This window comes from Treponema sp. R8-4-B8 (genome assembly GCF_054786175.1).
This window is the reverse complement of record NZ_BDHE01000009.1, coordinates 41,981-53,963: the sequence shown is the minus strand read 5'-3', so window position 1 is coordinate 53,963 and position 11,983 is coordinate 41,981. Positions and strand designations below refer to the sequence as shown.

Annotated in this window: 12 protein-coding genes and 1 tRNA gene; 5 read left to right on the top strand and 8 right to left on the bottom strand. The window is 42.0% G+C overall.

Translation table 11 applies throughout. From position 1 onward, the window contains the following. Positions 1-102 precede the first annotated feature (102 nt). The 3 genes from ACYVRA_RS03045 to ACYVRA_RS03035 form a co-directional block, all read right to left on the bottom strand. Positions 103-657, bottom strand: coding sequence for a hypothetical protein (locus tag ACYVRA_RS03045; protein WP_461251276.1), 555 nt, complete (start codon positions 655-657; stop codon positions 103-105). Then, a complete protein-coding gene (locus ACYVRA_RS03040) occupies positions 632-868 on the bottom strand; it encodes a hypothetical protein (protein WP_461251275.1) in 237 nt (78 codons plus the stop codon). Before ACYVRA_RS03040 ends, ACYVRA_RS03045 begins: the two co-directional genes overlap by 26 nt. Before the next feature lie 316 nt (positions 869-1,184). Beyond that, entirely contained in the window at positions 1,185-2,558 is a 1,374-nt protein-coding gene (locus tag ACYVRA_RS03035) for a tetratricopeptide repeat protein (protein WP_461251274.1), read from the bottom strand. A 202-nt stretch (positions 2,559-2,760) separates the two neighbouring features. On the opposite strand from ACYVRA_RS03035, the gene ACYVRA_RS03030 reads away from it, so the two are divergent. Both ACYVRA_RS03030 and ACYVRA_RS03025 read left to right on the top strand, forming a co-directional pair. Next, positions 2,761-3,765, top strand: a complete 1,005-nt coding sequence (locus tag ACYVRA_RS03030; protein ID WP_461251273.1) for a LysM peptidoglycan-binding domain-containing protein — start codon at positions 2,761-2,763, stop codon at positions 3,763-3,765. Positions 3,766-3,776: 11 nt separating this feature from the next. Beyond that, a complete protein-coding gene (locus ACYVRA_RS03025; protein WP_461251272.1) occupies positions 3,777-5,729 on the top strand; it encodes a flagellar assembly lytic transglycosylase in 1,953 nt (650 codons plus the stop codon). A 142-nt stretch (positions 5,730-5,871) separates the two neighbouring features. Here the strand turns inward: ACYVRA_RS03025 and ACYVRA_RS03020 are convergent, their stop codons facing one another. Continuing rightward, the gene (locus tag ACYVRA_RS03020; protein ID WP_461251271.1) at positions 5,872-6,924 is read right to left on the bottom strand and encodes an aminopeptidase; all 1,053 of its coding nucleotides are present in this window, start codon (positions 6,922-6,924) and stop codon (positions 5,872-5,874) included. An 86-nt stretch (positions 6,925-7,010) separates the two neighbouring features. On the opposite strand from ACYVRA_RS03020, the gene ACYVRA_RS03015 reads away from it, so the two are divergent. Together ACYVRA_RS03015 and ACYVRA_RS03010 are read left to right on the top strand one after the other, a co-directional pair. Beyond that, positions 7,011-8,003 (top strand): sugar phosphate isomerase/epimerase family protein, encoded by a 993-nt coding sequence (locus ACYVRA_RS03015; protein WP_461251270.1) that lies wholly within the window; start codon positions 7,011-7,013, stop codon positions 8,001-8,003. Positions 8,004-8,190: 187 nt separating this feature from the next. Next, positions 8,191-8,263, top strand: a tRNA-Val gene (locus ACYVRA_RS03010). Positions 8,264-8,316: 53 nt separating this feature from the next. On the opposite strand, the gene ACYVRA_RS03005 is transcribed toward ACYVRA_RS03010, so the two are convergent. From ACYVRA_RS03005 to ACYVRA_RS02990, 4 genes are all read right to left on the bottom strand, one after another. Then, entirely contained in the window at positions 8,317-8,859 is a 543-nt protein-coding gene (locus ACYVRA_RS03005) for a flagellar biosynthesis protein FlgN (RefSeq protein ID WP_461251269.1), read from the bottom strand. Positions 8,860-8,877: 18 nt separating this feature from the next. Continuing rightward, positions 8,878-9,324, bottom strand: a complete 447-nt coding sequence (gene fliS, locus ACYVRA_RS03000) for a flagellar export chaperone FliS (RefSeq protein WP_461251268.1) — start codon at positions 9,322-9,324, stop codon at positions 8,878-8,880. Between the two features lie 71 nt (positions 9,325-9,395). Next, positions 9,396-10,088 (bottom strand): 16S rRNA (guanine(527)-N(7))-methyltransferase RsmG, encoded by a 693-nt coding sequence (gene rsmG / locus ACYVRA_RS02995; RefSeq protein ID WP_461251267.1) that lies wholly within the window; start codon positions 10,086-10,088, stop codon positions 9,396-9,398. Then, entirely contained in the window at positions 10,089-11,321 is a 1,233-nt protein-coding gene (locus ACYVRA_RS02990; RefSeq protein WP_461251266.1) for a dicarboxylate/amino acid:cation symporter, read from the bottom strand. 372 nt (positions 11,322-11,693) lie between these two features. Between ACYVRA_RS02990 and ACYVRA_RS02985 the strand changes: the two genes are divergently transcribed. Next, positions 11,694-11,951, top strand: a complete 258-nt coding sequence (locus ACYVRA_RS02985; protein ID WP_461251277.1) for an ORF6N domain-containing protein — start codon at positions 11,694-11,696, stop codon at positions 11,949-11,951. The last annotated feature ends 32 nt before the right edge of the window (positions 11,952-11,983 follow it).

The following is an 11,983-nucleotide window of genomic DNA, read 5'->3' as shown; positions in this document are numbered from 1 at the left end:
CCTCTTTGTGTTCTTATGTTTCTTTGTGTTCTTAGTGTGAAATCTTCTAGATGTAATTTTTGTAAAGTATTAATTGTTACTGACTACTAGGAGTATTCCTAATTATTTTGCCAATGCTTCCTTCTGTTTTTCTGTATACGCCGTTTGCGCTGTAGACATATTGATAAGCCTCTGTTTGAGTAATGCTTTTTCGATAGGGTCTAATCCTGGGGTTTTAAGTATATTTTGTATGCGGGCTTTGTGTCCGCTACAGGCAATGTGGAAGGAGTCCTTCGGAAAGCCTTTTACACGGTATTTTGAATCGTGGGGGATGATTTTTTCAGCGCATTGATAAAGGGGCTTATCCCCTATAACTTCAAGGGCAAGGAAAGCGTCATCGAAAAATCGAATGGCTCTGGTTAAGCTGCTTATGCTTTCTTTGTCTGATTTATCCAAAAATACTAGCTCCTGCGATAAGAAGGTGTACTCTGCTAAAATAATTGTATGGGGATCGGCGGCGGTTTGTGCTTGTTGAAATGTGGATAGGGCTTTAGCTATACCGTCTTCATAATTAATTCGCCCTTCGCGTTCTTTTCCTTCGATGGCAAAACCTTTGCGGCCAAAATCAATACTTATAACTGACTTATTAATGCTATCTATTAAGCCAATTATTTCCAAATTCCACCTCTGCTTCTGACAAATTCCAACCACCATTTATTAGATAGTCTACACCCATTTTTTCTTTCATTATTTTTGCCAAATATGGGGGCATGGGGACTGTCCTCATAAGACGGTCATAACCTTCTTCATCTCCGGCTTTTCTTAATTCTACGGCTTTACAGCCAATGGCTAGTTTTTCTTCTATGGTCATGGTTTGCGCTTGCGGCATAAATATCTCCTTATTCTCATTTTACTAGCTTTTGGAAGGTTACAGCAAGGGGAAAATACTCATTACCGCTTGAAGATGTATGCCTAAAACAAAAATACTGAAAAAATTCCTCGCTAGGTAATAGCCGGGCATACGCAAAGCCCTGCCGGTGATCTTGGCGTGGATCGCCTACCATGCCACGCCAAAGCGTGCGTAGATAAACGTCACGCCACTAATCACCGGAAGGGCTTTGCGTATGCTCGGCTTTTATATAGAATGATAATATTTTTCGCTATTAAATTCTTCGGGCATACATCGTTCTAAATTTATGAATAATTTATTTCTTTAACGCCGCCGTCTTCGCGTCCAACGAATTAAGTATCGCCTGAAGCCTGTCTTTTTCTATCAAATCAATAAGGCGGGCTTCCGTGTACCTTTTGGCTTCTTCCGAGAACTGGCCGACGGTGATGCAAACGCCCTTGCCGGCTTTAACTTCTTTTAGATGGGAATTAAAATCTCTGACAATAAGTTCGCCAATGGAGCCTTGAGTTCTGATAAAGCGGAACATTATAACATCCGACCATTTTGTCGTATCAATCTCGGCTAGAATGTCGGCCCATTCGGTTTTGTTTACCGCGATATTTACTATTTTAACCTTTGCCTTGTTATAATACGTCATGACAATTCTTCTGCAAAGAGCGATGAAGTCAGCGGATGAACCCATAAGGAACGCCTGCAAATTACGGTTGGCGTTTAGTTCGATATATTTACCTAACAGGGCAGTTACGTCCTTATATGAAGAATTATCGCGTTGTATTTGTTTTAAGTATGGGATCGCTTTGCCAATATCATTCATCTTAATCAGCGTTGTGGCAAGTTTATAGCGCAGTTCGGTTAAAGTCTCAGGTTTGATATTGGTATGCCTTAAACCGATTTCAAAATCCTGAATTGCCAATTCGTACTGTCTTGTCTCAAGATGTATATTTCCCGCGGCGAGACAGCAGGTCGGCCCCATATTGGGGTCGGCGCGTAAATGGTTATAAATACGCAACGCCTGTTCGATCTGATTGGCCTCTTGATAACACTCCGCCAGAGTATAAAGCGATTCCTTGTCATCCGGGGCAAGGTCAATAGCCTTACGGATAAAGTTCATCGCCTCTTTGGGTTTTTTTATCCTGAAAAGAGAGTGTCCTAAAGTACGCAGAACGGCGGGGTTATCGGGCTCCTGGATACGCGCCTGCTGTAAAAGTTGAATAGCTTTTTCATAATTTTTTCTTTCAAACTCCAGAGAACCTAATTCAAAATTTACTTCAAAATTATCCATCCTGTAGGTTCTTGCCGTAGAAAAACCTTTGTAGGCCTGTTCCGTCATATTTAGTTTTTTCGCCGATAAGCCGTACCGCAGGAAAACCTCAAAATTATCGATGCCCTTTATGTTTTTATTTAAAGATATTTGTTCTGTCAGGTTTTCATATACCGGCATCGCTTTTTCCCAGTTTTCCTCTTCAAAATACGCGGTGGCTAACATAAATAAAGCTTCCGGATCATTCGGGTTTTGCGCAAGCCGTTTGTTTGCTTCCTTGATCATGTATTCGTGATCTTTGGATGATTTTCCACCGCCAAATGAAAGACCGTGGGCGCCATTCATTACAATTAAAATGATGGCCGCAACAAGAACAAGAGCAATTACCCCTATAAAAATAGGACTCATATTACATATTATCGGATATTTTTATCTTTTTTGATACAGTTTTTACCGATAAATATATTAATGATAATAAAAAATGACTTGATTATCAGGCAAATTTGTAATATGTCGGCGTTTAAGGGGAAAATTCCCCTTGACAGAAGGCAAATTTCGCATATAAACTTAAAAAAGAACTGTTTTCAGGTTCTTGAGAGGAGCTGATCCAATGGCATCAAATATTGGTATTAAGATCGCCAACGGAGAATTCTACCCCATAATGGAGGAGAATTCTTCAATAAAGAAAAGAATAATACTTACCACAGTTCACGACAATCAGCCTAGCATGCAAATTGATCTTTACAGGAGTCCGGCTAGTACAATGCCTGACGCCCAGTATATTGGCAGTCTGGTTGTTGAAAATATTAAACCAAAACCCAAGGGTGACCCTTCTATCGAAATGGTTATTTCCTCCGATTCTAACGGGGAAATTGCCGCCGAGGCCGTTGATCTCGATACCGGCTCAAACGGCGAACATTATATGTTGAATGTTTCCTTAAAATCTATGGATGATAGTTCCCACGACATTGGCGTTCCCGATTTTGAACTTGAATCAAATGAAGAGCCGCCTTCAAGCTTGTATCAACACGCTAAAAAAATAAGGGAAAAAAGCGCTTCCAAGTCATGGATTTTAGTCCTGCTTATTATTTTGGTTATTTTAGGGCTTCTTGCGGGATGGCTGTTCTACTATGGCGGTATGGATGTTGTGCGTCCTATTTTTAACAAGGCGGTCACTGGTATCAGCAATACGGTAAGCGGTATTAGCAATACGGTTACCGAGAAATTTTTTAAACCTAAGCCTGCTAAAGAACCGGAACCGGCAGTAAAGGAACCGGAACCTGTTAAACAAACCGAGCCTGTCAAGCAGACCGAGCCTGTTCAGCAAAAAATCGAGCCCGCGCCTGTGATTCAAGCGCCTGCTACCGCGCCTGAGCCTAAGCAGAGTCAGACTGGAAGAACGCGTAATCCGCCGGTTGCGTCATACAAGGTTCCAACAACTATTCCAAGAGAGGGTGTAAATTATAAGATTCGCTGGGGTGATACATTATGGGATATTGCGGAAGCTTTTTACCGTAATCCCTGGCTTTATCCTAAAATTGCGAAGTATAATAACATTAGGAATCCTAACTTGATTATATCCGGAAGAACAATCCGTATTCCTCCTAGGAATTGATGTTGTTTCGCTTGTTAAAAATTTCAACTTTTTTCCTAATTTCCCTGTTGATTTTATCCTGCGTGTCGCAGATACAGGTTCAGAATCAGCCAAGTGATTTTTATTTTGGTTTATTGAATGATTCGATCGCCGAAAAAATCAAACTGTTTGAAAGAGCTCTTGCAAGTCCCAATGGATATATAAGACAGGCCGCGGCTGAAAAACTTGTTGTTTTAATGGCTGGCGGCGCGGAGATTCCACGTAAAACAATGGAAAGCGTCCGGGGCGAATTGCGCGGTTTTTGGGCGGAAGCTTTTCATATCGTATCCGCGCCGGATAAAGAGAAGGCGCTTTCGTTCTTTTTTAATCATGATAATAACTCAGCTTCTTTTAGTGAAGCCATGCAGTTTATTATTAGGGAATGCGTGAAAAAAGGGATAACTTTTTCAGAACGGGAAATAGCCGCCATTGAGGGGCATTATTCCGTTTCCTGCCTGCGTTACAATGAAGCGCTGGATTTTTTTCGTATTTTTCAGTTTGAAGACCATTGGCCGGAACTGCTCCCCAATATTTTTATTGAGTATCCCATATTGATAAATGATTTGGGTAAAACTTTTCAATACACTAAATCGAGCGCGGAAGGGCTTACCCTGTTTTTACAGTGGCTGAAAAATAAGGAATTGTCTTTTGATCTGCAGTACAGGCTTAATTTTTATGCCGGACGAATTGCCCGACGCATAGGCGGGAAAAACGCCCAGGGAATTGCGCTGTTTGAACATGCGTTAACCCTTGCTCCCGACACGGATCAGTTAGACGCCTGCATCTGGTATATTCTGGATTTAACGATTACAGGGCCGACTAAAACTTTTATTGACAGGCTGGCAAAATATATTCCGCAGTGGCGCAAAGGCAGCGATTATAATGATCTTTTAGAGAGATTTTTACACAAACTTGTCGCTGAACGCGATTGGAATAAAGTAATAAAAACCTATGATCTGATTAAGAATACCGGTGCGGCTGTTTCAAAAATCGGTTACGCATGGGTAATAGGCCGCGCGATAGAAAACAAATATCTTACTGCGGCGGATACTCGTCTTGCCGCGCAGGCTATTGGAGCAAAATCGGCGAACGCGGCCGCGTTTTACCGTATTGCCTATGATGTCGGCATTGTTAATTTTTTACCGTCTCTTTTGTACCGTTCAAAGTGCGCCGACGCTTTGAAGGAGCCGTTTTTTGAATTTACCGAAGAAGTTATAGAACCGGAAAACATAGAATATTCGCAAGCCTTGCAATTTATTCTTGGCTTTTTTAATTATGGAGTGGTTGATTTTTCGTATCCGTATATCAAAGAGATGGAAAGAGAGCTGACTGCCGATGAATTGCGCGTCGCGGCGCAAGCTTTTGATAAAGAGGGCATACATTGGCAATCTATACATCTTGCCTCTTTGTATGTTTACAGGGACGGTTACAGCAGGGATAGGCGCGATTGGGAATTAATGTTTCCCCGTCCGTATCTTGAATTGGTGGAAAAGTACTCGCAAGAATACGGTATCGCGCCTTCGCTCCTTTACGGGCTTATTCGCACGGAGAGCGCGTTTAGGGAAGCGGTAGTTTCGCGAGCGGGAGCGGTAGGACTGATGCAATTAATGCCTAAGACGGCGAAGGATATGGCGGAGCGTCTTCGGCGCACGGGAGGGCCTGATTATTTTAGCGAAGACGGCGTTGTTGATTCCAGAAACCCTTCGCTGAACATTCATATTGGCACTTATTATTTTAAGTATTTACAGGATTATTTTAAGGATACAATACTGGCGTTATTGGCTTATAACGGCGGGCAGAACAGGGTACGCAGATTACGCAACGCAAGCAAACTGCCTATTGATTTGTTTGTGGAAACCATTACGAATCTTGAGAACAGGGATTATGGCAAGAGGGTTCCGGCTGCGGCGAGGGTTTATCAGGAGTTATACTACAAGGATCGTTAGCTGTTCCAGCTTTGGCTGTTCCAGCTTTTGTGTTTTCGGCGCTATCTTTTACCACAATGTGTTCATCATCATCATACCAATGCTCATAAGTGTACTGACCAAATTTTTTATCGCCGAATAGCCAAGCCATGATCTTAATATATCATTGAAATAGGGCGTTTTCAAGCTGTTGGCGGGGATCGCCTTTTTTGGTTATTTTTTTTGCGGCTGAAATAAAGGCGGGAAGATTCCTTCCTGAACGCTCATACAGTTCCCCGTAAAAATTATCCTCCGTGTGGTATAGCCTGTAAAGTTCAAGATACGCGTTGTTTACCGGTAATTCTACAAATCCCCTGTAATCATCGTTGGAAAAACGGCTGTCATACTCAGCTATATACCGCTCTTTCGCGGCGTTAATTATCCGCTCTTTTTCCGCTAGTTTTTCTTCCCTGCCAATTTCACTGTTATAAAGAACGTCAAGTTCCGCGATCAATTCTTGAATAAACTCGACATATTTTTGGCCGTTTTTGTCCGATGTAAAAATTTCCCTGTATTCGTCGGAATCTTCCCCGAAACGCGACGCTATAAAAAGCCTTGCTCCCTCGCCGCCTATAAATTCCGCCAGTTCCTCGTTAAACTTGACCTGCCCTTTGATGAATACCGTGGCGTGAACAAGTTCGTGAATAATTAAATCCGCCAGTCTTGCAGGAGAATAATCCAGCATATAGGAATAAAGAGGGTCTTTAAACCAGCCCAGCGTGCTAAAAGCGTCTACCCCCCGAATCCAAACGTCAAGTCCTTTTTTTTCCAGTTTTGCCCGTTCTTTACGCGCGTCTTCCACATTAAAAAAACCTTTGTAGGGCATCTTTCCCACAATGGGAAAATTCCACTCATAACGGCGGAAAGAATCTTTTGCCGAGGCGGAAACAACCGCCGCAAGGTAGTTTCTGTCAAGCTTTACAAAACGCGTGTAGTTTCTGCTTTCTTTAAGTCCCAATTCGTCCATAGCGAATACGCGAATATCCTTTACAAGCCGTATAAAGTCTTTGTTATCAATCTGTTCTAGTGGGACTGCGCTGTTAAGGTACCCCAGCAAGGTTACGCCCTGTTTTAATGTGTAGCAGCCTGATAATAACCCGCAGACCAGAATAAGGAGTAAACAGGCTGATATTACAGGCAAAAACGGGAGCAAATACCGGCAATTTTCAATTTTCATAGTCATTTCTCTTGAAATTTATTTATTATTATTCTATTATAGCCAAATAGCTTTAGTCAAAGGTATTAATCAGTTAGGAGGAATAAATGTCAAGACCTGTAACGTTATTTTCAGGACAGTGGGTTGATATACCCTTTGAAAAATTTTGTGAAAAAGCAAAATCCTTTGGTTATGAAGGGGTTGAAATTGCCTGTTGGGGCGATCATCTGGATTTAAAAAAAGCCGCGACTGATCTTAAATATGTGGAGGAAAAGAAAAATATATTAAAAAATTACGGTCTTAAAGTGCTGGCAATTGGAACTCATTTAATCGGACAGTGTGTAGGCGATAACCATGATCCGCGGTTAAACGCCCTTGCGCCTGCTAATCTTGCCGGAAAGGGCGATGATATCCGCAAATGGGCAATTCAGGAGATGAAATATGCCGCAGTCGCCGCGAAAAATTTGGGCGTAAAAATAGTCACCGGTTTTATGGGCAGTCCCATTTGGGCTTACTGGTATTCTTTTCCGCCAACCACGGAACAGATGATCAATGAGGCGTATGCTGCGGTAATCAAGAATTGGACGCCCATTTTTGACGAGTTTGACAAGAGCGGGATAAAGTTCGCGCTGGAAGTTCATCCGGCGGAAATAGCGTTTGATTATTATACCGCCGAGCGCCTGTTAAAAGAATTCAAGAACCGCAGAACCTTGGGTTTTAATTTTAATCCGTCCCACCTTGTTTGGCAGGGTATTTCCCCGCATATTTTTATAAGGGATTTCCACAAACAAATTTTACACGTCCAGATACAAGACGCGGCCGTGACCTTAGACGGCAAGGCTGGGCTCCTTGGTTCTTTCCTTAACTTTGGCGATGTCAAACGCGGCTGGAATTTCCGCTCGCCCGGACACGGAGACGTTGACTTTGAAAGCATTATCCGCGAATTAAACGCTATTAACTACAAAGGGCCGCTTTCCGTTAAATGGGAAGACAGCGGAATGAACAGGGAAACAGGCGCGAAAGAAGCATGCGACTTTGTAAAGAACATAAATTTCTCACCCTCAGACGCGGCTCTTGATGACGCGCAAAAAACGGAGTGATGTGGTTCGTGGTAAAATAAAGAAAGAAGGATTTAGGACGATTAACTCAGCGGGAGAGTGCTACCAAGCGGCCTTGCGGCCGCACACTGTAAGGAAGGATTTACTGCCAATCACCTAATTACATTAGGTGATTGGCGGCAGTGACACCCGGTAGAAGTCACTGAAATGTTTGTAAAGTTGATTTTGTGGGCGATTAACTCAGTGGCGAGAGTACTACCTTCACACGGTAGGAGTCACTGGTTCGAATCCAGTATCGCCCACAAAATCAGCTTTGTGGAGTTCAATCCCAGTATCGTCCACAATTTAACTTTGTTTATCCGTGTATGTCCACTAATGAGGCTTTGTTTGAATTGCTGTAGGCGCTCTTGCCGCTTGCGGCGTAGGGGTTGTTTCGCAATGTTTTAATTTCCTGGCGGAGTTCCAACATTCGTTTTGAGAGCAATTCCTTGTTCTTTGTTGATCTGATAACGGCTTCATTCTTTAATATTTCAAGTGACGCTTTAATGCTTGGCACTTCTTCCTGAGAGCTTGAGCTTTCAATATTAAGAGTAGATTTTGCCATGTTGTGATCAGTGACGACGGCATTGTACATTTCTTCAAGGGGGTCAATAACTTTTTGAATGGAGAAAATATCGGCGACTATTTTTTCTTCTATTTCTACATAAGTTAAAAGGTCTTCGGCACTGCCCGATTCAATTACATTTTGCTGTTTGTCAAGCAAATTAAGGTATGAGCGAAAACGATCTCTTTGTTGCGATAATAGCGTTTTAAAACGTTTTAAAATTGCCACTCTTTGGGCAAGTTCCGCAGAATCAATGTCCGTCGTCGTGTTTACTTCATCCGCTATAATCGCCATAGTCCCTCCATAATACAGTTAACCGGCAATGTTAAGGCCTATAACTTCGCGGTTTGGTTTTTCGGTTATCTTTTGGTTAGCGACCGTACTCCATGTGTTGCGAAGATCAGAAAGCATATTCTTTACTGTTAACATTCTGTTTATATCATGATTGATATTCGACTCTACAAGTTCTCTGTTAAACCATGTGTACAGCGCAAACAGATTTTTGGAAATTTCTCCGCCTTGATCAAAATCCAAAGAAACTGTTAATTCGGTAATAATTTCCTCGGTTTTCATTACGGCCTTGGATATTTGTTCTATTCTGCCGGGATCTTTTTTCTCTTTGTTATTCAATTGCAGAAGTTCCGTCGCCTTGGTCAGTTGTTTTACCGCCTCATCGTACAACATGACGATAAGCTGCCCCTGACCGGCAGTTTTTACCTTAGCTTCTTTATATGAAGATGAAACGTCTTTATATGCCATTATTCCCCTTTGTCAATTATCGGCTGTTTTCTTTGCAATCATGACATAAATTTTGTGTGAAGTCTTTTCGATTAATTTGGTTTTATTACTAAAAGATGGCGTTCTTCATCTAGGAAGGGGGTTGTGTACTGGATTGCTTCCCAATTTTCGCAAATTTTTTGCAATGATGCCATTTCTGTTTCTATTTTTTCACGCTTTCCCTTGTAAGCGGCGATAACTCCGCCTTGAGCGCATTTTTTTAAAAGGGTTTTAATTAATTTCGGCTCCATGGATTTTAAGGCGCGAAAGGTGATAAGGTTAAAAGTACCGTTTTCCACTTTTTCCAATTCGCCTTCCTCAACAATTACGTTGGAGAGGGATAATACCGCCTTTGTGTTAAGCAAAAATCCCGCCCTGCGTCCCATGCGCTCAATAAGGGTAAAAGCGTATTGAGGCAGGACAATTGCCAGCGGTATGCCAGGCAGTCCCGCGCCTGATCCTACATCCGCTATTTTCGCGGCTTTTCCGGCGCCCGTATCTTTAAGCAGTTTAATAATTATTCCAAGAGGCGCAAGAGAGTCTAGTATATGTTTTGTTATCAGCTCGTTTGTGTCGTTTGTCCCCACAAGGCCGTATGCGGAATTAAAAAGTTCAATTTCTTTTATGTAGCGTTTAAGGTGAAAAATGAATTCATCGCTGCGCGGGGCGATAATTCTGTCGATTTCCCTGTCGGCGCCGCGTAAAATTTCAATTCCTTCCGACAGAAGGGTCGTCCAATCTTTCATTTAGATAAAATGCACCAGATTTTTTTCTTCTATAAAGCCGTTGGTACGCGCTATTATATAAGAGCCAAAAGCATTAAGCATTATGTCAATAAAAGAGCCGATGGCTATAAGATAGAAGGCCAATGGTTTTAGAATAAGGTAACCCGCGCGGTATTCTCCGCCGCCGTAAGTAAGGCATAGGGCGGCTAACGCGATGAACGCTCCGTCGCCGGGATGGTGAGCAAGTGCAAAAGATATTAAAAAGGCGTATAAACCGATAGTGAATAAATCCAGAGTACTGATTGTTAAATAAGAATATGATTTTATGATAACTATAAATGCCGCCGCCGCCACCATCGCGCTTCCGCATCTGCAGAAAGTTGCGAATAACGAGATGGAAATGGCGCTTGACCTTCTCCTAATGCCGAAATTTTCTTTTGAATGACGTTGGAGTATCGGTATTGTAAAATTTATATCTCCCGAAAGAAACGCCGCGATTGCCGGTCCCAGAAAACCGTAAAGGACGCGCCATGGATTTGTTTTTGGTTTTAACAAATAAAGAAACAGGGGCATTACTACAAAACACAAAACAATGCTGAATACTCCCAAAAGAACGACCAAATCCTTGTAAACTTTTGCCTGTAATATGCCGTTAAAACGGACTGCCCAAAACGCTGCAAGTACAATTAATATGAATCCCAAAATTTCAGAGAAGAATGAAGCGACATGGTAGAAAATACGCGAAAGAGAATCTACTAGTGAGATAACTGGCTTGGAATAGTTACGGTCATAATTTAAACCCATACCGAAAAAGAACGCGAATACGCACACCGGAAAGAGGTATATTCCCCCCGTCGCGATTACGCTGAGCATATTGGATGGGAATATGTCGAGCAGATTGTCACCAATATTCAAGTTTAACACTTCCACCTGCTCGACTGTTTCTATCGGAATCCTGCCCGGCGTAAAAATCATTGTCGCAGCAATGCCCGTAAAAATCACAAAAATAGCCGCTGTTATAATAAACAGGATATTTTTTAAAATTATCGGCCAAAATTGCTCATCCATACGCAGTTCATAGACTGCGATTGTCAGAGAAAACACTAAAACAGGGATGACGGTGTAACGCCCTATGCCAATAGCCAATTTTTCAAACCAAGAGAGCGCCGCAAAAACACTCTCATTGTCCGGCAAAAGGAAGCCTATTATCATGCCCAAAACCGAACCAACTAAGAATTTTACCCATACTTTCATGATTGTAGATTAGCGTATTTTGAGAATTTATCCTAGTGGTCTGTAACAACTAGAAATTTATTGTTAATTTGGATTTTTTCCCCAAGACTTCACACAAAGGACACAAAGATACATCGAACCTTTGGTTCGCGATCACAAAGAGAAATTAGTGGTTTTTGTCCGTTATCTTATCGTGAAGCCTACACATAGCCATCAGACAACAACACCTTATTTCCTCTTCGTGTTCTTCTCGCACTGTCGGTCACCTAAAGGTGCCCTTACTTTTATTACAGACAGCGGAATTTATTGGTGCTACGCTATGCGGCATTAATCATCTATACGGTTTCGCCGTGCTATTATTTAGCGTCCTTTGTGTTCTTTGTGTGAAATTTTCTGGATGTATGGTTTCCAAAAGATTTTATGTTCCGATTGACAAAAAATGAATTTACAGAGGTGGTCACAAATTGTGACCACCTCCAAAGCCTTAAATTCATGTCTACTCTGCCTTATGCTTTTACGGAAGAAGGGGTAGCGATGTTAGCGGCGGTATTGAACAGTCAGAAAGCAATATTCTCAAATTTTATCTCGCAGAGGCGCAGAGGCGCAAAGTTGTTGTTTGTGGTATCTTCGTTTTTCCTTCAAGATTTGTAGTTAAACTAATATATCTAGTCAATAATAGGTTA

Coding starts and splice junctions, on each gene's coding strand:
- ACYVRA_RS03040 (WP_461251275.1), bottom strand. CDS start 868: ATGCCGCAAGCGCAAACCATGACCATAGAAGAAAAACTAGCCATTGGC.
- ACYVRA_RS03035 (WP_461251274.1), bottom strand. CDS start 2,558: ATGAGTCCTATTTTTATAGGGGTAATTGCTCTTGTTCTTGTTGCGGCC.
- ACYVRA_RS03030 (WP_461251273.1), top strand. CDS start 2,761: ATGGCATCAAATATTGGTATTAAGATCGCCAACGGAGAATTCTACCCC.
- ACYVRA_RS03020 (WP_461251271.1), bottom strand. CDS start 6,924: ATGAAAATTGAAAATTGCCGGTATTTGCTCCCGTTTTTGCCTGTAATA.
- ACYVRA_RS03015 (WP_461251270.1), top strand. CDS start 7,011: ATGTCAAGACCTGTAACGTTATTTTCAGGACAGTGGGTTGATATACCC.
- ACYVRA_RS03005 (WP_461251269.1), bottom strand. CDS start 8,859: ATGGCGATTATAGCGGATGAAGTAAACACGACGACGGACATTGATTCT.
- fliS (WP_461251268.1), bottom strand. CDS start 9,324: ATGGCATATAAAGACGTTTCATCTTCATATAAAGAAGCTAAGGTAAAA.
- rsmG (WP_461251267.1), bottom strand. CDS start 10,088: ATGAAAGATTGGACGACCCTTCTGTCGGAAGGAATTGAAATTTTACGC.
- ACYVRA_RS02990 (WP_461251266.1), bottom strand. CDS start 11,321: ATGAAAGTATGGGTAAAATTCTTAGTTGGTTCGGTTTTGGGCATGATA.